The organism is Pseudomonas sp. 44 R 15, assembly GCF_900004965.1.
Taxonomy (GTDB): Bacteria; Pseudomonadota; Gammaproteobacteria; order Pseudomonadales; family Pseudomonadaceae; genus Aquipseudomonas; species Aquipseudomonas orientalis_A.
The window spans coordinates 17,152-37,870 of the sequence record NZ_CVTU01000069.1; the positions used below are offsets into that span (position 1 = coordinate 17,152).

Annotated in this window: 19 protein-coding genes and 2 pseudogenes; 9 read left to right on the top strand and 12 right to left on the bottom strand. The window is 52.6% G+C overall.

The window, feature by feature from the left end:
* Positions 1–51 precede the first annotated feature (51 nt).
* From BFP93_RS08850 to BFP93_RS08860, 3 genes are all read left to right on the top strand, one after another.
* A complete protein-coding gene (locus BFP93_RS08850) occupies positions 52–513 on the top strand; it encodes a hypothetical protein (protein ID WP_065892789.1) in 462 nt (153 codons plus the stop codon).
* A gap of 91 nt (positions 514–604) precedes the next feature.
* Positions 605–2,335, top strand: coding sequence for an ATP-dependent nuclease (locus BFP93_RS08855; protein ID WP_065892790.1), 1,731 nt, complete (start codon positions 605–607; stop codon positions 2,333–2,335).
* Complete coding sequence (locus BFP93_RS08860; RefSeq protein WP_065892791.1) at positions 2,325–3,749, top strand: UvrD-helicase domain-containing protein; 1,425 nt, start codon at positions 2,325–2,327, stop codon at positions 3,747–3,749. The genes BFP93_RS08855 and BFP93_RS08860 overlap by 11 nt, the downstream gene beginning before the upstream one ends.
* Before the next feature lie 26 nt (positions 3,750–3,775).
* On the opposite strand, the gene BFP93_RS08865 is transcribed toward BFP93_RS08860, so the two are convergent.
* A complete protein-coding gene (locus BFP93_RS08865) occupies positions 3,776–4,072 on the bottom strand; it encodes a DUF7002 family protein (RefSeq protein ID WP_256095186.1) in 297 nt (98 codons plus the stop codon).
* 232 nt (positions 4,073–4,304) lie between these two features.
* Between BFP93_RS08865 and BFP93_RS28300 the strand changes: the two genes are divergently transcribed.
* Positions 4,305–6,674 carry a hypothetical protein gene (locus BFP93_RS28300; RefSeq protein WP_141687956.1) on the top strand — a complete coding sequence of 790 codons (2,370 nt, stop codon included), beginning with the start codon at positions 4,305–4,307 and terminating at the stop codon, positions 6,672–6,674.
* Positions 6,675–6,769: 95 nt separating this feature from the next.
* Here the strand turns inward: BFP93_RS28300 and BFP93_RS08875 are convergent, their stop codons facing one another.
* Together BFP93_RS08875 and BFP93_RS08885 are read right to left on the bottom strand one after the other, a co-directional pair.
* Positions 6,770–7,522, bottom strand: a complete 753-nt coding sequence (locus tag BFP93_RS08875) for a DUF4145 domain-containing protein (protein ID WP_065892793.1) — start codon at positions 7,520–7,522, stop codon at positions 6,770–6,772.
* A gap of 868 nt (positions 7,523–8,390) precedes the next feature.
* Positions 8,391–8,738, bottom strand: a pseudogene (locus BFP93_RS08885) (Lrp/AsnC family transcriptional regulator); the annotation flags it as partial.
* Between BFP93_RS08885 and BFP93_RS08890 the strand changes: the two are divergent.
* A pseudogene (locus BFP93_RS08890) lies at positions 8,734–9,252 on the top strand (aminotransferase class I/II-fold pyridoxal phosphate-dependent enzyme); the annotation flags it as partial. The pseudogenes BFP93_RS08885 and BFP93_RS08890 sit on opposite strands and share 5 nt — an antisense overlap.
* A 144-nt stretch (positions 9,253–9,396) precedes the next feature.
* Here the strand turns inward: BFP93_RS08890 and BFP93_RS08895 are convergent.
* Positions 9,397–10,332 carry a hypothetical protein gene (locus tag BFP93_RS08895; RefSeq protein WP_065892795.1) on the bottom strand — a complete coding sequence of 312 codons (936 nt, stop codon included), beginning with the start codon at positions 10,330–10,332 and terminating at the stop codon, positions 9,397–9,399.
* A gap of 650 nt (positions 10,333–10,982) precedes the next feature.
* Here BFP93_RS08895 and BFP93_RS08905 point away from each other — a divergent pair.
* Positions 10,983–11,684, top strand: coding sequence for a hypothetical protein (locus BFP93_RS08905; RefSeq protein ID WP_141687957.1), 702 nt, complete (start codon positions 10,983–10,985; stop codon positions 11,682–11,684).
* 198 nt (positions 11,685–11,882) lie between these two features.
* Here the strand turns inward: BFP93_RS08905 and BFP93_RS27250 are convergent, their stop codons facing one another.
* Positions 11,883–12,131 carry a TSUP family transporter gene (locus BFP93_RS27250; RefSeq protein WP_370737779.1) on the bottom strand — a complete coding sequence of 83 codons (249 nt, stop codon included), beginning with the start codon at positions 12,129–12,131 and terminating at the stop codon, positions 11,883–11,885.
* A gap of 42 nt (positions 12,132–12,173) precedes the next feature.
* Between BFP93_RS27250 and BFP93_RS08910 the strand changes: the two genes are divergently transcribed.
* Positions 12,174–12,482 carry a redoxin domain-containing protein gene (locus tag BFP93_RS08910; RefSeq protein ID WP_065892798.1) on the top strand — a complete coding sequence of 103 codons (309 nt, stop codon included), beginning with the start codon at positions 12,174–12,176 and terminating at the stop codon, positions 12,480–12,482.
* Between the two features lie 74 nt (positions 12,483–12,556).
* Here the strand turns inward: BFP93_RS08910 and BFP93_RS08915 are convergent, their stop codons facing one another.
* Positions 12,557–12,877, bottom strand: coding sequence for a hypothetical protein (locus BFP93_RS08915; RefSeq protein ID WP_065892799.1), 321 nt, complete (start codon positions 12,875–12,877; stop codon positions 12,557–12,559).
* Positions 12,874–13,068, bottom strand: a complete 195-nt coding sequence (locus BFP93_RS08920) for a hypothetical protein (protein ID WP_065892800.1) — start codon at positions 13,066–13,068, stop codon at positions 12,874–12,876. The genes BFP93_RS08915 and BFP93_RS08920 overlap by 4 nt, the downstream gene beginning before the upstream one ends.
* Before the next feature lie 476 nt (positions 13,069–13,544).
* On the opposite strand from BFP93_RS08920, the gene BFP93_RS28850 reads away from it, so the two are divergent.
* On the top strand, positions 13,545–13,706 hold the full coding sequence (locus BFP93_RS28850) for a hypothetical protein (protein ID WP_176717558.1): 162 nt from the start codon (positions 13,545–13,547) through the stop codon (positions 13,704–13,706).
* A 947-nt stretch (positions 13,707–14,653) separates the two neighbouring features.
* Here BFP93_RS28850 and BFP93_RS08925 read toward each other — a convergent pair.
* The 5 genes from BFP93_RS08925 to BFP93_RS08945 form a co-directional block, all read right to left on the bottom strand.
* Positions 14,654–16,807: an AAA family ATPase gene (locus BFP93_RS08925; RefSeq protein ID WP_065892801.1), complete on the bottom strand. Its 2,154-nt coding sequence runs from the start codon at positions 16,805–16,807 to the stop codon at positions 14,654–14,656.
* 255 nt (positions 16,808–17,062) lie between these two features.
* Positions 17,063–17,719, bottom strand: coding sequence for an HAD family hydrolase (locus tag BFP93_RS08930; protein WP_065892813.1), 657 nt, complete (start codon positions 17,717–17,719; stop codon positions 17,063–17,065).
* A gap of 525 nt (positions 17,720–18,244) precedes the next feature.
* Positions 18,245–18,742: a hypothetical protein gene (locus BFP93_RS08935; RefSeq protein WP_065892802.1), complete on the bottom strand. Its 498-nt coding sequence runs from the start codon at positions 18,740–18,742 to the stop codon at positions 18,245–18,247.
* A gap of 208 nt (positions 18,743–18,950) precedes the next feature.
* A complete protein-coding gene (locus BFP93_RS08940; protein WP_256095188.1) occupies positions 18,951–19,244 on the bottom strand; it encodes a hypothetical protein in 294 nt (97 codons plus the stop codon).
* Positions 19,245–19,259: 15 nt separating this feature from the next.
* Positions 19,260–19,991, bottom strand: a complete 732-nt coding sequence (locus BFP93_RS08945) for a metallophosphoesterase (RefSeq protein WP_065892804.1) — start codon at positions 19,989–19,991, stop codon at positions 19,260–19,262.
* 224 nt (positions 19,992–20,215) lie between these two features.
* Here BFP93_RS08945 and BFP93_RS08950 point away from each other — a divergent pair, with 224 nt between their 5' ends.
* Complete coding sequence (locus tag BFP93_RS08950) at positions 20,216–20,668, top strand: helix-turn-helix domain-containing protein (RefSeq protein ID WP_065892805.1); 453 nt, start codon at positions 20,216–20,218, stop codon at positions 20,666–20,668.
* Positions 20,669–20,719: the final 51 nt, after the last annotated feature.

The following is a 20,719-nucleotide window of genomic DNA, read 5'->3' on the forward strand; positions in this document are numbered from 1 at the left end:
TGAGTGATTCCTGGCCCCTCGTGCCAGGACACTATTCCACCAGGAGTTGCCATGATCCGTCTCCGCGTCCCTCCCACTCAACTGACACGTTTCCCTGACACTTGCGAAGCGCTGTTCGCCATTGCCCTCTGTCCCGTACTGTTCGCGATCAGCTGCTGGCAAACGCCACAGATTGCCCAATTCCTGAACGCCCGAGGCCTCGGATTCAGCATGTGGCAGGTTTTTCTGGCGGGCTTTGGCGCTTACCTATTCCTGCTGAATAAGCACCGCATGTTCAACCACCGCCATTTCGAACGCCACGCAGATGATATTGCCTGGCACCGGCGACTGTGCGAGGTTGACCAGGCGATGATTGCAGCAGGCCTGGCTGGCACCGATGCGCACATGACCGTGAGTAGCGAGAGCGCTCAGCTGCGCAAGCAACTGGGTTTCCTGATCGATGCGGATAACTTTTATCGCAGGCTGAAAGTCTTGACTCAGGTAATGGGCTGGGTGCTGGGCAAACTCAAATAATTTAGGAAGCTGCACGCAACTGTGTAGCCCCGAAACCTAGCTATGATCAAAGCGAAGCGGCATCGGGCAGATCATCGCAGGGGCTCTCTGTATGGCAAGGATTCGTCGACTCCAGATCCAAAACTTCCGCTCTATTCAGAACTTGGATTGGATACCCTCACCCGGCTTCAACTGCTTGATCGGCCCTGGCGACAGCGGTAAGTCCAGCATTCTCGATGCCATCGACCTTTGCCTCGGTGCCCGGCGCAACGCGCCTTTCGGCGATACTGATTTCTACCAGTTGGATGTTGCACAGCCGATCCTGATCACTGTGACGCTGGGTGGCCTACCCGACGATCTGATCAACCTCGACAGCTATGGGGATTTCTTACGCGGTTTCGATCACACGAACCGAGCGCAAGAAGATGAGCCGCGTTTCGGTATCGAAACTGTACTGACCCTACAACTCAAGGTAGAGAGCGATCTGGAGCCTTCCTGGCGGCTCTATTCTGACCGTGCGAGCCAGCAGGGCATTGAGCGGAGCCTGGCTTGGAAGGATCGGGCTCGCATCTCTCCCGCTCGTATTGGAAGTTATGCCAACACGAACCTGTCATGGAGCCGTAGCTCCATCCTCAATCGATTGACCGAAGAGCGGCCTGCGCTCGGCGGTGCCTTGGCAGAGGCCGCACGAGACGCTCGCAACAGTTTCGGTGTACAAGCCGGAGCTCAGCTTCAGCGGCCTCTGGAGATTGTGACGCAGACAGCCAACTATCTCGGCGTACCTGTCGGTGCAGCCGCCCAGGCATTGCTGGATGCCCATGCAGTCTCGATCGGTGATGGCGCCATTGCCCTGCACAACGACCAAGGCATTCCTCTACGATCGCTCGGCACCGGATCGTCTCGCTTGCTGGTAGCAGGCCTACAACGCCAGGTTGCACAGGCAGCCTCCATCGCACTGGTGGATGAAGTGGAATATGGCCTGGAACCCCATCGCTTGATTCGCTTCATGGACTCTCTCGGCGCCAAGGACTTCCCAGAGCCCTTGCAGGTGTTCCTGACCACCCACTCCCCAGTTGCCCTGCGTGAACTGTCGGGGCATCAGCTCTTCGTGGTTCGTCCACGTCAGGGCCATCACGAGGTTCGCCAGGCCGGAACATCCGATGATGTACAAAGCACGCTCCGGGCTGATCCCGAGGCATTTCTGGCCAAACGTATCGTGGTCTGTGAAGGTGCCAGTGAAGTGGGTCTGATGCGCGGCCTGGATCAATACTGGGGCACCCTTGGCAGGCCTTCCTTCCTGGCGCTGGGAGGAGCCTATGTCAACGTCAACGGCGGCAGCCCTGATAACTGCTACACGCGCGGCTCCGCGCTGCTCAGTCTCGGGTACCAGGTGCTTGTGATCGTCGATGCGGACAAGCCCGTAAATCCCGCCATCCAAAACGCTTTCCTTCTGGCGGGTGGACAATCCGCAACATGGGGGCAAGGACGTGCTCTGGAAGACGAGCTATTCGCCTGCTTGCCGGACACGGCCATTGACCGGCTGCTCGAAAAAGCGATTGAGGTGCGTGATCGTGAGCTGGTAGCTGGCCACATACGTGATCGTTCGCAAAACAACCTGAATCTGGAGCAAATCGAGGTGTTTCGAGCGCAAGCGGAACCCTATGCACCGGGCACTCGGATCTATCTAGGACTTGCCTCACGAATTCGCAAGAATGGCTGGTTCAAGTCGGTGACAACTTACGAGTTCATCGCCAAGCAGATCATTGGCCCTAATCTGCAAGCGTCTCACCCTGACCTCCAAACGACCATCAACCGAATCAGGGACTGGATTCATGCCGCCTGAAATCGCACTGTTCGATTTTCCAAGAGGCTCGATAACGGCGCCGGCAGGCTGCGGCAAAACGCAGCTAATTACGGACACGTTGATCCAGCACGCAGGGCCAAAACCCATTCTGATTCTGACCCACACCAACGCTGGAGTTGCAGCTCTGAGAGCTCGCATGGCCCGTTCAAGGGTGCCGCCTGCCTCATTTCGCATTGCAACGCTGGATGGCTTCGCCATGAAGCTGATCGGCAAATTTCCCGCCCGAAGCGGACACAATCCCGCAATCATGCAGTTGGCCAATCGCGGCGCTGACTACCCAGCAATCCGCGCAGCCGCCATCTCACTGCTGAGCGGGCAGCACCTGGATCAAGTCTTGCGCTCAACCTACTCGCACCTATTGGTCGACGAATACCAAGACTGCAATCAGGCTCAACACATCATCGTCACCTGGCTGGCTGCCAGTTTGCCCACCTATGTCCTGGGCGACCCTATGCAGGCCATTTTCGACATTGCGCAGAATCGCCTGGTGAACTGGAACACCGATGTTCTCCACCACTTTCCCAGGATTGGTGGCTTGGCCACGCCTTGGCGATGGCGCCTTGCCCAAGCGGAAAACCTGGGGCTTTGGCTGCTCCAGGTGAGAGAGCGGCTGGAGGCAGGTCAGCCGATCGACCTGACCAATGCTCCGCCCGAGGTTCAATGGGTGCAGGCTCATCCTGCCAATGCCGACGCGCAACGAAGAAACGCTGCCTTGACTCCGCTGCAAAACGGGGAGTCAGCGCTCATCATTGGGGATGCCAGAAATACTGCTGGCCGACAGCGACTGACAAGCCAGACACCAGGTGCGACGACGGTAGAGGCTGTGGACTTGCCCGACCTGATCACTTTCGCTCAGAGCTTCGAGCTGGCAGGGCCGATGGCGCTGAGCCAGATTGCCAACTTCGCCGCGAGCCTGATGACGGGGGTAGGCGTCACTGCTTACCTCGCTCGGGTCGAAACCATACGCAATGGTCGTAATCGTACGCCACCAACTGTCGCCGAGTCCTTCGCGGTGACCTACCTGGCAGCCCCCAGCTTTGCCGGTGTGATTGATCTCCTCCAGCAGCTCTCCCAACAGCAGGATTGCCGCGTATATCGCCCGGAAATCCTTCGCTGCTGTATCGCCGCATTACGAATGGCAGCATCCAACACACACACCTTCCGCGAAGCGGCTATTCAGATCCGCGAACGCAACCGCATGCAAGGACGTCCATTGTCGCGCCGAGCAGTAGGCAGCACGTTGCTGCTGAAGGGACTGGAGGCCGATGTTGCGGTCATTCTAGAGCCTGAGCAAATGAACGCCCGAAACCTATACGTTGCCATGACGCGTGGCGCCAAGCGGCTTATCGTCTGTAGCCAACAGTCCGTCCTGGCACCGCCCAGACCTGGGTAGTGGTCGTCGCCGATCGCTTGCCCGTTTCATGATCCCGGTTTTTTCAACGAATAGTCACGTGCGCCAAGCAGACGGTGGAGTCGCTCCTCTTCGACCCAGAAGAAGACCTTCTCGTTGATCAGCTCATACCACTGCTGCGGAGTTGTTCCGTCCGTAAGCGCCTGCAGCAAACGCTTTTCGGGCATAGGTTTTTGATCACGCAGCACGATATTGGACGGATGCCCTGCCCTCACATCCATCTTCTGATCGCGATGCTCGCTCTCGAACCGAGGTCGGTCATCCTCCTCAACTTCGAGATGGTCGAGCACGGCGGTGGTGCTCATCAGCCCGTGGGTGCGAATGCTGTCCCAAGCACCGCTCCGCCATGTGATACACGCGCGGGTACATCTCAATCAGCTTTTTCCAGATTCATCCGTTACTTCCTACCAGATCGTGCAGTCCAGTTACGTCGATCGATTAGGCGAGGCCTCGAATTGACTTAATAGGTGAACGAATAGCTCGTGAGGTGTAGTGTTCTTACTTTACAGCGTGATTTAGCTGATCGCGGGGAGAGAAATGTTCAAGGACAACACTGATTTAGAGCAGACTGTGAGCACCACAGTCCTGGCGATGGAGACCAGCGATTACAGATTCGAGAACTTCTGTAATGGAATTGTCTCGACATTGGAAGGAGGGGCGCTCGTCTTTTCTACGTCACGCTCCTGGGATCTTGGGCGCGATGGCGTCGGCGCTGGCAGAGCTTCAGGCGTATATGCCTGCACCAGTTTACGAGATGATGTAGACGACAAGTGCCTCTCAGACATTGCAAGGATAACCTCCACGACACGTAATATTACTCGTATATATTTCTGCTCATCCCACCCCTTGAGCGAGCATCGACGCCGCGAAAATGAAATTGCGATCTCGGAAAAAATAAATTACGCATTTCCGATTGTAATTCTAGGTTCCACTCAACTGGTGGAGACTGACTTACATAAAGGATCCGGATTGCTTGAGCGGCACTACGGTTCAGAAATAAGCAATACCATCAGATCTATAGGCCGAGGCCCTAACGAAGATACCGAAATACGAGGCCTCCGGCTGGCATTAATTTCATCATCAGGTGACAACTCCGCAGAAATCAGATCAGAGGTTTACTCTTCAGGCATTCTCGACGTACTCGCTGATAACAAAACACGCACATTGGAGGCATTGACCCGTGACTTCTCAGGGGCACTCAAACTGCAAAGAAATGTAGCGCACGAGGCTCTGCTACCTGCTATTTCACGCCTCCATGCAAAAGGTCTTATTAAAGAGCCCAAAGGTGGAATCTATGGCATTACACCTGAAGGTCATGCCTCAAGACAGGAGCGTGAAAAAAATGCGGTTGTGCGCTTACTCGAAGGTCGGAAAGCTATCAGGGCAGTGTTAGAAAGCTCAATTGGATCTCGATTTTTGGATAGCCAATTCAACCGCATTTGGGAAGTTTTCGAAGAAAGGATGGCTCAATATTTCCTTTCGCGCGGCGATGCTTTAGTGGAAGAAATTAGCGCACTCATCAATGATGATCATGATACTGTAGAACCAATATCACCATTGAGCTTTCTCGATGATTTCGCGTCTGCCGTAGCGTCTACCTCTACGCACCAGGAGCAACGAGAGGAGCTTAGACAAGCTGTACGAGACATGTTCACAGATCGAACTAGCGCAGCTACCGACTGGCTAGTTCGCCTTAGTGCTAGCTTCTTATCCCTATGCGCTGCAGGGCTAGAACACTCAAGCAGCGCTGCGCTTTCAAGATTGTTCGCTAGAACTACTCTCGTATTGGACACCGATGTTGTCTTATCTCTCTTGGGCGAAGGCGAGACCGAGCATAAATCGATCGAGACGATTGTTGATCGCTGGACGCGCCTAAATGGTAGCGTTTTCGCTCCCACTCCTGTTCTTGAAGAGGTTGCCTATCACGCATCTATCGCCACGCGCGATTACCGCGAAATAAGGCACATCCTACCTGGGACGGAGGAGGATCGCTTACAATTAATCGATAACGTTTTTGTGCGTTCTTTTGCTCAATTGATGGCAGATAAAAAGGTTCAACATTCCCATTGGCCGACGTACCTTAACAGTTACAAAGGAGACACTGAGTACGACTTCCGCAAAGTGAGCGCAGCATTATCCGACTATAAAATCCAGCAACTCCCTTGCCGTTCCATACAGGAGCAAGAGCTGGAAGAAAAAGTCAGACAATTTCTGAATGAGCGGGCCATTGGAAAACTCTCCAGTCGCGCCCAAAGAAATGCTCTAGATAAAGCGGCACGCGATGCCCAAATCTATTCAGCATTAATACACCACTTGAAAAAGCTGAAAAATGACGACCCTGCGGCTACGTGCTTACTGGTTAGCTCTGCGCGGCGACTAGTACAGGTAGATACTCAATTCCAAAAAAGCGGCGAGCAGCAACTAGTTATATCAGTCGCAGCACTGCTGCAGCTTATAGCCCTGCTGCCTGACGTGTCACTTGGACTTTCCGCAATGAAAGCTTTCTTGTTTGACGAAAAAAGGCGCGGCTTTTCTTCTGAGCTCGAACGATCTTTGCTAAGACTTGTGCGATCTAGTGGTAATTATTCTTTGCCTTGGGCAAAGCGTGGCACGCTAATGCGCTTTGTCAGGGATCGACTAATTCAAGATGCGCATCAGCAAGGTGACCGTCAACTATCCGCTGACGATCTAGCACGCATTGAATATGATTCACTGACGCCCGAAAAAGCACCTCAGACTGCCGCCTTACTCCACCAGGCACTGGAGGCTATAGCTGTCGACTCACGCTTGGAGCAGGAAAATTCTGCGCTAAGGGCCCAGATTCAGGATCTGAAGAACGAACTGGAGCAGCGCCCGACCACAGCTACACCAGTGTCGAAACGGCGACGACACAAACGTAGAAAATAACTCAAAGGGCGTGCGCCGTCACAGAAGTGACGGCGCGCCTGGCTAGGAGCTAGGTGCCTATGGGTGGGTCACCTCGACCACTAACGGGAATCGGGTCAGTATTTCCCTTTGGAGGTAATCAACTTATCCTTAAGCTTTTTGAGTCGGGCAGTTCGTTCGCCGTATAGTTCTGAAAGGCAATCTTCGAACACCTCAAAAGCATCCAAAATGGCCTCTCGCTGGACGTCATTACCGTGTGAGCCCAGATTACCAACCATCCTCAGGGCCGTCATCGTATCGGCATGCTCTGGGTGCGTATGACTGAAAAGCGCTATCCGACCGTTAAGATCCAGCCGATTCAGGACGTTTTTCTTGGTGAGTGCTTCGTGAGGTACACCTTGATCATCCATGATGCGCTCTGCGGTAACCCGAAGCCGGTTTGCCGTTGCATTCAGGTCTGACCAATACAATCCAAATGCCTTTTCCAGCTCATGTTGTATCTCATATGGCATTTGCGTTGGAACGTTGATGATCGGGGGCGCAGGGAAAAAACCGCGAATGTTAAGAAGGGTCATCCACGCGTAAGCATCGACCTCGGGCTCGTAATACTCCTCTGCACTTGTATCGCCAATCGCGAATGAGACCTCACCACAGCTGGCCTCGTCGCACTTCAACTCTACGCTGAACCGCTCCCTCTCCCAGCCAGGTTCATAGTCGTCACGCTGGCATTGAATCTGTGAGAATTCTGGGTGCCTAACTCGAATGTTCGACGGATCCACGATCAATCGCCCACTGCGGCATTGGGGGCAACGGAACTTCGGGATGGCGCTTCTCTCGTAGCAGCCTTGCCAAGTTGCTTTATCAAACAAGATGTATTCCTTCTACGTTGAGAAGCGAGGCGCGCCATGCGCCTGACTATAGAGATAGCTTCTACCATGCTAGTCAACTGAGGTCACCACCCCTCAATGCAAAGCAACCGAAGCAACTTAGGCGTGCTACTGCGTAACTGCCACGGTTTTGTTCCTAGCAGGAGGAATGCGCGTGAGGATGCTCGGCTAGCTGACGCTATGGAGACGCTCGTTGGTGCGCTTGTGAAAGCTCAAGTTGTCGGTACAGACTGACCAAGAGCTCCAGCCACCGCACAGCATGGTCGCATCCTTGCTCGGTGTTAGTGCCGTGTTGAGCGCGGGCCACCAAGGGCTTCGAGCTGATAGTCAGTGACTGACTGGAACGTATATTCGGCTTCAAGCCGAAGGCGCTCAACCTCTGCTTCTGGTTTCCCCTCAGATCTGGCTTGGTTGTATTTCTTCATAGCGTCCACGGCCTGATTGTACATTGCGTCATTCGGCAATAGCGGTCTCATGGAAAAACTCTCCGCCTCCACTGGAGGTTTCAGCTACTAATGGATACCTATCTAAAGGTTGGCAGGATAACGGTCAAGATTGAATAGTGATGGGTTGAGTCTGTGGTCATCACCCGCAGAATCAAGATAACGTTCGCAACCTCAGTGATTCGCCCATTTTGCGGTAGGTTTCAGCATTGCGCCTGGCACCATCGCGGGGGCTTTGTAAGACTGGTACAGACCTACGCCGTAAGCGCGTCCACCGTTCATGTGACCCGCGATGCGCTTGATGCCGCGATTGATGAGGTGGAGAAGCTTGCGGAATGGCTGGAGCATGGCTGAAATACAGCTCTCAGCGGTGCCCCCACCCCATCTTCCTTACCTGCCTTCACTGCTTAGGCGAAAGGAAGCGGACGGTCAGTAATCACATGCTTCATGACGAGGGTGGAGATCAAACGCTGGACGTTCGGAAGCCTGGATAGCTCTTCATCGTAGAGCTTCTGAAACGCAGGAAGATCAGTGGTCACCACCATCAACATGTAGTCCGGATCGCCAAACAAGCGCTGCGCTTGGATGATGGCAGGAATACCCGGCAGCGCCGCTTCAAACTCAGCGACTGCTTGCTGATGCCCCTCTCGCAGCGTCACGAACACGATTGACGAGAAATTCAGGCCGAGCCCCGTGGCCGAGAGCTGCGCACGGTAGCCTTGGATGATGCCAGCCTCCTCCAGCGCGCGCAGCTGGATCTACACCGGTACCGTTTCAAAGACAATGCTGCCAGGATTACGAGTGGGGTATCTGATTGCCAGTCCCGACCTGTTCCCAAATCTTCTACGCCTCAAGCAGGCCGCCGATTTGCACACCAATCGCATGGGGCAATGGCAAGCTATGCAGTGGATAGGTACCCAACAGCTCCAAAACCATCTGGTTGCGCTTAGGGAGTTTTATCGCGCGCGCCGGGATGATTTCCAGACATCTCTGGAGCATCATTTTTCCGACCTCGCCGACTGGACTATGCCGCAAGGAGGGCTTTTCTTCTGGCTCACCCTGAAGAAACGGATTGATACCCGCGCATTGATGAGCGACGCCTTGGCGGCGAACGTTGCATTTATGCCAGGTGAGCCATTCTTCCCTGACCCGGAAAACAACCTGGGACACCTGCGCCTCAACTTCAGCCATATCGATCCGCAGCGCTTGGACGAAGGCCTGCGGCGCTTAGCAGATGTCATACGCACAGCCCACCAGCAGCAAGCCGCTGATGGATTGCGGCCATCGACAAAATGCAAACCACCCCACAATTACCCCACACTAGTTAGATAAGGGCTAAAGTTCAAAAACTAATAATTTGCACATCACCACTACAATCGCCGACACGCGAAGCCACCATTTTAACTTGCATTATTAGTTCTCCTCCTCCATCAAGACCCAATCACCCTCACCAATTTTATTCATCATGGTGAATGGGAATCCTTGGAACAACTGGCTAACTTCCTCCGGACTTACTTGATCAATATTATTCAAATCCCCGCCAGCTAAATACAGAGCTATCATTCTCTTAGTCATATCAACAAATGCATCAACCTCTGAGAGCAACCACGTTTTTTGATTTCTTTCAAAAAAATCAAAAGGCAGATCATGGAAGCTTAAGTCACTTACATCATGCCCCTTGTTCTTATTCAGCTCCATCAGCACAAACTCAAAAAAATCGGTTAGGTACGAGTACAGAAGATGCGTATGAAAGGCAAAATAATTGTCAGCAAAGCTAATGTTATCGTTATACCTATTGGAATACATGAAGTTAATTTCAATAAGGTCATCCAGATCAAAATTGTATGCCTGAAAACAAATTCTATTTTTTACACGATCATCGTTAATATAAAAAGGATTAACTGTAATCCCGCCATGAACTATTTTATTTCTAATTGCATTAAGGTTTTTATACCAACCCAACTGCAAGGCAATAAGTGTATTTGCATACTCATCAAACCTGCCCTCCAAGTATTCGTATTTATTTCCTTCTTTTTTTCTGGGAAATATTAAACTATCTGCTATCTGATAGGCAATGTCAAAAATAGTGCTGATTTTATAGTAGCAATATTCAATCGAACTTATGCTGACAATTGCAGTTTGATCATGAGCGTCAATAAAATCACTATTCCTTTGGACTTTATCAATGTACGTGATTGCATAAAATAATTTCTTAAAGTGCGTTTTTAAGTTCTTGAAAAGGAATTGAATATTCTCGTCATCCAGAAGTCCTGGTTCATACTTGTTTAGATACATAATTAATTTGTACGCTGGACTGTCAATTCTTTTTGCATCTAGGTCGATATGCATTACGAACCCTCACCCGAAAACTAGGTAGATCTAGATAAAAGACAAAATATCTAGTCGTTATAATAAAAATAAGCCTATCAGTAGCGATGAAATTGGGCAATCCGAAATGTGTCTCTGGGGGGGCTAAAAATTTTGAAATGAGAACTTGGTATGAATCGTTAAAGACCAATGATGGTATGACCGTTCATGGCCGACAGCCGCCCCTTCGCCGGTGGCCACTATGGGTTGAAAGAAGCCCGTCGCTAGCGACCGCTTTCAACCGATTCTGTTGAAAAAGTCGGCCATGGTTTCCACGGCAGAAAAGTACGCGTTTGAGATTGAAATCTTTACTTTGAGCAGAGGGTTCCGGGCTCAGATTTCGCGTAGCTGCGCGCAAAAAAGGCATTTTCAGCAGTCAGTACATGCGCAGCCTGGAAGGACCGACTTTTTCAACACAATCAACCCGAAGCTGCCCTTCAAAGTCAGTCGCTATAAGCTCAAGGAAGACAGATGGAATACCCCACCCCAAAAGCTGAGGCATAAAATGCGGATTCGCAAATTCGCACACAGCTTATACTAGATTTAATTAATTTCTATTTTACAAAAACATTGATATGACCTGAAGCCTGAAGATAAGATAGAGTGCTGATCTTCAATGGAGTGGAGCTATTATGAACGAATTTAATTTTTTACATGATTTTTTGCCTAAATATGCAAATGGAACCTGGCGCATGTCGATGCGAGAGGTGAGTTCATATCTACGCAAAATAGATAATTTCTTCCGAATTGACGAAATTAAAATAGAAGCCAAGGAGTACAAGCTTGAGTGGGTCGAGATAATTGATGAGGGCGGCGAGCAGGAAGCTTCAAAGTTTCTTGTACAGATGGATCGCATTTCCCATGAGACAAAGTACAACTTATTCTTAAAATCATCAGCCGCCATGATTTATTCTGCCTTTGAAACCGCCCTGTACTCTGTATCGCAAGTCGTCTCGGATGTTACAGAGGTTAAAATCAACGTAAGAAAACACAAGAAAAAATCAGATGACCAGCGTTTCCTCGGATGCATTGGGAGTTACGCTCGGTACCTAATTGAAATACACAGGGTCGAGTGGGATGAGCTGGATGAAATGTGGGACAGGATAAATAACTTCAGGCTCGTCCGTAATTGTATAGTTCATGAGGGAGGAGAGCTTGGAGTTAACGACTTTGATTTTTTTGACAGAATTTCCACTCTAGAAAGCGGGCTTCACAGAAAGGGAGAAATAATAATAATGGATTTCTTCTATCTGAGTCAAATGGTCGAGCTTATGAAGGATTTTTTTGCTGCTCTGTGCACAAGACTCGACCGCCGAGTATTTATTAAGCACTAACTTTATTAGTGCTGACAGGGTGGGCCGGAATTTATCTATGTGAGCGTCCGCTTTGGATAGTTTCCTGCCGGTCAAGACTTAGCCGTGCGCTGGTCACATCCGATGCAAATGACTGATTAAGTCGAATGCAAACAGGTGGTCAAATCAGTGCAATTCCCCAACCAAGGCGCGCAATTTCGCAACCGGCGCTCGATGACGTTAACCGAAGGCGCTGCGGCAAAGCATATACATCCCTGTGAGCGCGATGACCGCAGCCGAGATCAAGTTCAGCGTACCTTTGCGCTGGCCGAGAACTGACGCAAGCCAACCACCTAGCAGCCCGCCCAAGCAGCCACCAACGACAAAGCTTACCGCCAGCGGCCATTCAACCAAGCCCGAGCGCGCGTAGTTGAATGCCGTTATCAGACCAAAAGCAGTGACTGCTACGAGCGAACTGCCCACAGCCAAGAGTGCCGGCAGAGCAGGTTTGATGAGCTCGGCTGTGCTGTCTTGGCGTTATCGGTCGATGGTCTTTACTCGCACCTAGCCTGGCTCAGGGACGTTCGTGACAAGCTAGGAACTACCATTGAGTTCCCCATCATCGAGGATCCTTCGATGGCCATCGCTCAGGGCTATGGAATGATTGCGGCGGACGCGCCCGATAGTTCCACAGTGCGGGTGAGCTACATCATTGACCCGGAGGGGATCATTCGGGCGATCAGTTGGTACCCGATGAACGTCGGACGCTCTATCGACGAGCTGCTACGTCTCGTTGCGGCCTTGCAGATTGCAGACCGCGAGAAGGCGTCAACGCCCTAAGGCTGGCAGCCGGGAGGACGATTGTTGGAGCCAGCAGTCGCCGATGCTGAAAAGGCGCTGGACGCCGAGCCCTTTCAGACCTGAACAGACTTGACCGACACCAGTTCGAAATAGCGATACTTTTTCTTCTTTGCGGCAGCCTTGGCTTCTGCTTCGGCCACCAAGCTACCCAGGGTATTCACGTCGTGAACAAAAAGTTCCAGTGGGCCCTCATAGACCTTCGTGACATGTAGGGTTACGCGCAACCTAGAAACAAGCGGCTTCGTTAAGGGAGTTCTAGAGGCGGGCAATGGCAGGGGGTTGTAATCCTGATGCCGGCTAGGCTCACCAGTGGCTGTGCTCGCACCACCAAATAACGCCGCGCGCATCTCTTCTTCGCTGAGGATATCAGTCATCTCTTCGCATCTCTTGAACTGGAAACCGAACCCTCACTGGCACTACAGAAACTAAGTGTTTGTGCCGTTGAGGCGAAATTACATTTCAACCCCAGCTGCTCACTCATCCACAGACTCGCCGATTCGAATTCGCGCATCATTTCCACGTACTCTGCTTCGGTCAGCGCCGCAGAGACATTGTCATTTTTCATGGTGGTTCCAGAGGTGAATCGGGGCCGGCCACAGCCAGTGATCTGAAAGGCTCATCATGCCCCGACGTCCACTCCGAACAGAGCACCCCGTAGAGCAGGCGTATCTGGATGGTCAGTGACGAGTCGGCGCAGTAAGTACTGATGCAAGTGTGATCGAGGCCGCGAACGTAGCTCAACACACAAATTCGAACGCCCGAAATAGCCGTCCGGCCAGCGCAAAATCAACTCACGCCGAAGCATAATCAGCGCCTCATCTCCGACAACGCTGGGATACAGACGGGTCAAATCATCAAGGCCGGGAGTACGCTTGTAGCCCATCAAAGCCTGGCGCAAAATCATGGCCAGAGAGTCTCCATAAGCCCCCACGCCTTTTCCCACATGAGCATTTCTACCTCGATCTTCAACGCCAAACCCCGCTTCTACTACACCATCGCTGAACGCAGCCCGATCATTTCCATAGCCGAGACAACCCGATCATGCACATCGACTTTGACCTCAACCAGAACGACGCAGAAGCTCTGCTTCGTCATTGCCAGACTTTCGTACCGGCCAGCGGTGACGCTCGGGAGGATCAACGCTTAAAAGACGCTTTGGAGACGTTACAAGAGGCCCTGGTGATGGCCAATGCGCCGGCATGAGCCACGCAGATCAATATATCGCCAATCAGTGTCATCACCCCTACCCCACGCGCTAAAAATCTGGGGCGACCTCGACCAACATCGAAACATGTTGGATGACACAGGTACGGTTTGACGCGGAGTCACCCCACAAAAAAATCTGGCTTGCTTGGTTGTTTGTAGCCAAAGAGACAGTTGGGCCTCCCGGCCCAAAAAACCGATTCCCTAGCAGCCCTCGCCATGCCTGTCGGCAGGCAACCGAAGGCTAAACCATGTCATCTAGAAGCCGATCAGATGTAGAAGCCGGTGGTAATCCGCGGTAACGGTGGTGTCTGGGCCACTGCCGCTTTTCTCTTGCCCTCAAATATAAAAACTCCGTCCCGTTTAAAATTTTTCAAGGGGGTGGGGGGACAAAAATGTCGCAAAATGGCATCAAGCGTCGCAATTGAATAACTTTGTACGATACTGACCGCACAAAGGACATTTTTAGCGACACGCTCAGAAATACGCAGCCGTGCATTTTGTGCAGGCAGTGGTCGAGTTTCAGAAGAAGGTCAGCCTGGGGCCGGGCGCAGATGATAGCCAGGCTGGCATCAGGAAGGAGCGAGATAGGGAGGATGCAGCTACCACCTAGGTACGTTCAATTAACGGCGCGGAAGGGAGCGCATGTGCGTGCACACGATCTCCCACTGCCCCAGCCGGAAACGGTTGTACTGGCGAACCAGCACAACTTTTCCATGATCGGTCATGGCGTATTCTCCATCTGATCTCAGCGGGCCGCTGATAGCCTTTACACGCCACGTGCAAAGCGAGCAGATGAGTGCCAGGCAGGAAGGAGAGTCCTTGGTGGTAGCTGCAGGCGCAATGCTATCATTGGAAAGCTGGCGTGAAAAGGCCATCATTTGCCCAGGCAAAACTTGCTCCCTTACCCCTGATTGACTTTCCAACTCCCCTCCCCCTGAACAACCTCACGCCATCATCTTGTCGAAATGCGCTTCGAAATTCGTTTCCACGAACACGTCCTTGAAGCGGTCGATGAAGGTGGCAGGGTCGATCTCACCGAAGTCCGTGATGTTGACCGAGTCCGTATGGGACTCACGGTTGATGTAACGGAAAAACGCCCTGAATTCTGGCTTGTCCTCGCTGAGCTTCATCAGCGCCTGACGCAGCGTGGGGGCCTGGTGCACGAAGCTGAAGTAATACTCCAAGATGTTGCGCATCATGTTTGGCAACACGTTGGGCGACGTCCTCCCCTGCAGGGCATCCTTGATCGTCTGCCAGCACGCCTGGTAGTCGTTTTGTATTTCCCGCTCCTCCATCGCCACCACCGAGCTGTACTCGGACTTGGTGATGCGGAACAGCGCAAACGCTTTCTCTCCATCCTCTTTCAACAGCTTGACCATCTCATGGAAGAAGAAGAGGTTGTGCGTCAGGATGATCACCTGCTTGAAGCGCTCCTTCGGCATCAGCACCTGGCGCCTGATCAAGGACGCAATGTCGTAGACGTAGTTATGGGAAAGGCTCGAAATCGGATCGTCGATGACAATGATCCGATCACTCTTGAGCTTCCCAGCCCCAGAGCCCATCTCTCCGTTGCAGACCTCCAGGAAGTAGAGGAATGAGATCAGCGTTTTCTCGCCCTCGCTTAGGGTCTTGAACACCCCTTCTGTCTGGGCTGGGCGCTCAAGCCGATACTGGGGCACAGAGCCCTCCTCCTTGATCAGCTCGAAGCCTTTCAGACCCAGCATTCGCAACCAATACCTAATGTTCTCGACCGCTTGGTCGGTATTGGTGATGGATGCTCTGGACGCCCTCACGATCCCCTGCTGCTCCTGGATAAGACTTCTGAGGTTCTGCACCTCATCTTTGGCCGCCTGGCGTATGCGGCTTTGGGCCTTCTCGACTTTGTCGAACGTTACGATAAAGGCATTGCACGCCCCTCTGTACCAGCTCCAGAAGCGTTGTTTGATGCTGTCTTCATGCTGCTTTCGGTTCTTTATCTTCGCGTTGATCTCGTCGACCTTCTGTTGCTCAGCCGCGATTTCGCCATTCAACTTGGCCACCAGTGGGGCAGTGGAATCCAGGGTAGTGATCAAGGATGGACTGGCGACTTTGTCGACGATGGCTTGCAGGTTTTTTTGGAACATCGCCTGCAGCTTGGTGACATGCAGCTTGATCGCTTGGTGCTGGTACTCCGGGGCTTCGCATCGGCGTAGAAACTGCTCGACCCCGCCCTGGTACCGGGCTTCGAGTTGTCGCAGCACGTCCAGCCGTTCCTCGTAGGTCTTGTCGAAGACCTTACGAACCTCAGCGTAGAAATCCGGAGGCAGGACTTGCTGGCAAAGAGGGCATTTGTCGTGCGACTCTCCCTCAAAGCGCAGGGCATGCTTGACCCAGTCAGAGTTTCCCAGCTGCTGGATAAACGCGGAAAGGTAAGAGTCACCTGACCCGGTGATGACCTCTTGCAGAATCGGATCGCCCTCCAGGCTCTGCACTTGAAACGCCAGCGGCGCAATGCCCGGCAGCTCCTGATCGCTGGTCTCCTTTAACGCAGCCGCCTCAGCCAACAGCCCTTGGGGAGTATCGGTAGAGGCAACCAGCGGCACATTGCGAACGGCCTCCAGCAATCGCTCCTTCGTGTTGAGCAACTTGAAGCAATAGGCCAGTGCAGTCCCATCAAACTCGCGCTTCGGCTTCCAGACACTTTCCAACAGTACTTCGTACGCAGCGTCATGAACCTTCCTGCTGCTAACCCCCTTCTCCATTTCAGCATCATGGGCGACCGTTAAATCCGCAATGGATGCCTCTGCTGCTGCCAATGCCTCTTTGGCCTCAATGTTTCCCTCGTTGAGCGTGAATACCCCTGGCTGAGACGCCGCCTCCTGGAAATTTTTCTCCATGAAGTGGTGGTTGTAGACCAGCACCTCACGACCCGCCTTGACCGGCTCTACCCCGCAGACGCCATAACAGGCCTCACCAGGGGCCTGTAGGAAATTACCGATTGTGGTCTTGCCTGTACCGTTCTGGCCATAGAACAAGCTCACGCGCTTGAGCGGAGCAATGGAAACGGCAGCGTTTGGCGAGTAACTGGAAACATTGCGGAGAAGTATTTTTTCGAGCATGGCACAGTCCTTGGCAGAGGCAGATCCAGCTCAAAGATAGGCAGAAAGCGTGCTATTTCATAGGGCCACCATGCGCCCAAATCACTTATTCGTTTCGCCTTGTGTGGTTTGCAGATGCATCAGGTTCAGCACGCTCACGCCGTTCTGGCTCAGCGTCCCTCCGCAGGGCCAATCAAGCTGGCTCAGCTGGAGCGCTTGCTCAGTTCAATTGATGGCATTAGGGCTGAGCTCTAGTTTGCTCTGATCGTTCAGGGGTTACTGCTCAACCCGCGCGTTGTGGCCGATGATCATGTCGGCGAATTGCCTCAGATCGCTGATCTGCCCCATGCCTGACCGATCCAGATGGTACCCCTCTATCCCCACGGCTGTCGGGCCGTCTCTGTCGCATTTTCTGGAATCGCCAATCATCACCACTCCAATTCTCGCGTGGGCATTTTCAAGCTCGGCGTGATGGGTCTCCAGGCCCATCTCCCGGCACATGGCCAGGTAGATACTGGGGTCAGGCTTCATGACGCCAAGCTCGTAACTGAAAGCGTGAAACTGCACACGCGGGAAGGCTGTCCGGATCACAGGGCCGTAGGGCTGAGCCAGGTTAGAACAGATCCCAATCACCACGCCCGCTTCCTGCAAACAGTCAATTGCCGCTAGAGCATCAGGGTATGGCTCGATAGAAGCCAGTTCCTTGCCCAACGCATCGTTCAACTCGGCTCGCTTCAAGAATGAAAGCTCGATTCTCAGATGATCTGCCACCTGGTCAAGACTGAGGTTCGCCGTCATCACGAAATGAGTGCTGTCGGGTGTCAGCACCAAGCCTTGTCGACGGCCTTCTTTGAGCAAGGCACCGTATGGGTTGGTGCGCTTAGAAATGCGAACAATGGTACCGAATGCGTCGAATACGATTGCTGAAATCAACGGGCCTCCCCCTTTCCGACCTGATTCAAATGCCATGTATGTCCCGAGCACGCCGTCACAAGACGTCGCAGGACTCACTCCGACGACCTTTCTCATCAGGAGGTAGCCCTGATGCTGGACTGTAAACCATCTTTTTAATCTGTTAATCAAGCTGGTTTACAGATCAAAAAACAGGTTTACAGCTTTTCGAACCTGCCTATGTGGTGAGTCATCAAAGGGTTCCATGAACTGGACTTTAAGATCGAGACAGCATTGGCGGTTGACCAACTGCGCAAGCCACCCTTATATCCCTTGCAGATCAGCAGCCTCTGCTAGACCGACCTAAATGGTCATGATTGAACGCAGGTCAGTTGGTGACACTGCTCGCCGCTGCGATTCTCCATACGGAAGGAGCCGGCGATAGGGGTTTTGACGATTTTCAATTCCGGCCAAGGTGCCGGACGGGTCAAAAATTATCGCCTCAATCCTGCTCGCTCTCTCATCTATAGCTAGACTTTAACGGCTTGATGCATGACGCGCTCGTTATTACCGCACGACAACACCGTGAGATGCCAGATCATTGATCAAGGTCTTACGGCGCAGCATTTTCGGGAGTTTGAAAATGTTCCTGTAGCTGTAAAAAAGGAATACAGGGATAAGAAGCAAACCGATACCGTACGTAGCTGTGCCAACAATCACACCTGCGGGTACTGCCGCCAACCCGTACACAATGCCTTTCAGGAAGGTCGATTTGGCGACGAGTCGCATATGATCGAGGTCATACTCAACTTTCCCACTGCCTTTCTCAAATGCGACAAGAACGATAGATTTCTTTCCCAGATGTTTGAAGAACCAAGTGCGGGGAGTATCAGTAGTCATCGCGCCGTGCCTTTTTAGGTAGTCCAGCATCACCACCTCTTTGAAGTGGTGCGTATTTCCTTCCTCATCTTCGCATCGCACCATTGTGTAAAGAGCGTCAATGTCACCGCTAGCCTGCAGATTGAAGTTCTTGACTATAACTGTAATTTTTTTGAGGTCGGACATACCTTTCCTTAAGTACTAGTGAACGTTATCTGCCACAAGTAGTGGCTATTAAGTTTTTATAGCAGGCATGTGCACGTCCCATGGATGACATCGATTTCCAATCATCAGAGTTCAGATGCCAGCACGATTACATCAGCCTGCGGGAGTCCCTTGCCGTGGAGTTATCCTGCCAGCCCTCACCTAAGCTTGGTGCACATCAGGACAATGGCTATGCGTCTCCGGTATCACGATCCAGGAGCTCGGTGACGATGACATAGTGATCATCACCACTCCGGCTACGCACCAATGTGAAGCCGCTGCGCTGCTCAACAGCGCGAACCGATGGAGTCACGACTGTCATGCCATCGCGAATCACCCCGGACTGGTCACCGTAGACGATGGCTGCGTAGCGATCACCCACCCGCGCTGCGTTCACTAAATAGCCATCGACAGTAACGCCCCAATCAACGGCACTCGCCCGTACAACCCACGTAGGGAGTTCGATCAATTCACAGACACTCACGCTATTCTCCATACCTCATACAATTTCAATGATTTTGCCTGGGTCAAACCCGCAGACTTCACCTGGATAGCCTCGCTGGTTTGATACCAGTCGGCACCCACCCAACACGGTGTCGGTAGAATGATGGGTATGGCCGAACGCCCAAAAGTCGGCCTGCTCAACCAAGCTGTGCCACCGGTTGTAATAAGCCGCACTGAGATGCCCGCCGTGCTCGTCTCCGCCGACCTCGGGGATTGGGCAGTGATGGGTGATAACGAACGTCTTGCCCTCGAATGGCTCAGCCAACTCCCGGCTCAGATACGCTTTGGTAGCATTATTCTTCGCAATCAGATCGGCAGGCCGCAGTCGGCGGTAGTTCGAATCAGCCCTGATCATCCGGAAATCATTCATCTCCCTGGCACATGTCGTCGACGCAGCAACAACGTCCCCTGTACTCGAAAAGTCTGTCCATCCCGTGCCTACCAAGAACCTCACACCATTAAATATCCATGACTCGTTCTCCATGACATGGACGTGGCCCGCAGCAGCGGCTTTCATCTTTTCCAGCGTCCGGTCGAGGTGTCCTTTGTAGGCTTCGTGATTCCCGGCGCAGTAAATCACTGGGCATTGGAAGGCCTCGTTTGCCCACAAAACACCTCTTTTTTGGATACCAATGTCGCCGGCGAGCACGACCAAGTCGACCTCCACCTCGGGTGGTTGGAACGGTGCAAACTCCACATGGAGATCTGAGTAGAGCAGTACTTTCATTGGCCTGGGCGCTTCGGGCTTTGCTATTGGAGGCATGGTTGATCGGGATAACCCGGTTCGCGACACCTCGGAGCTAAATGACGGTTTAAGCGTATATTGAAGAAGATGGGCGGCTTTGATCGCGTACGAGCGTGCCGGTGATCCTCAACATGACAATATTGACTATAGGCATTTGCTTGTGACAAGGCAATCCCAGCATATCGTTGCGTTTGCCAGGAACGCTCATGTCGCTTCGCATCGCGTACGCCTCCGCCCTTCGTTTTCTCCGTAAACGGAGTGAGGTCTCACAACAGCATCTGGCACCAGCCGCCAATCCCTCCTATGTGAGTCGCTTGGAATCGGGGAGTCGCTCGGTGACCCTCGACGTTAGTCAAGAGCTCGCCAAAGCTCTGAATGTTGATCCCCTAACCTTGCTTGTATTGGCGTATGCAGCGGAGCGTGATCAAACCCCGCAGGAAGTCGTTAATCACCTTTTGGGTGACCTCAGCGATCAAGACTTGCTGACGAGCAAAATCCCTTCCGACATCACCAAAGATCCACACCCAGAAGTGGTCGCAGGTTTGAAATTGCACGCCCAGATCATTGAGCTTATGGATCAGGGGCTGACCCAGGCGGAGGTCGCGAGGCGGCTGGGGGTTACCAGGCAGACTGTGAGCAACCATCTGAAAAGGAAATAATTGCCAGGGACGTAGGTTATTTTGTTGGTGGTTTACCAAGGCGTTCGCAAT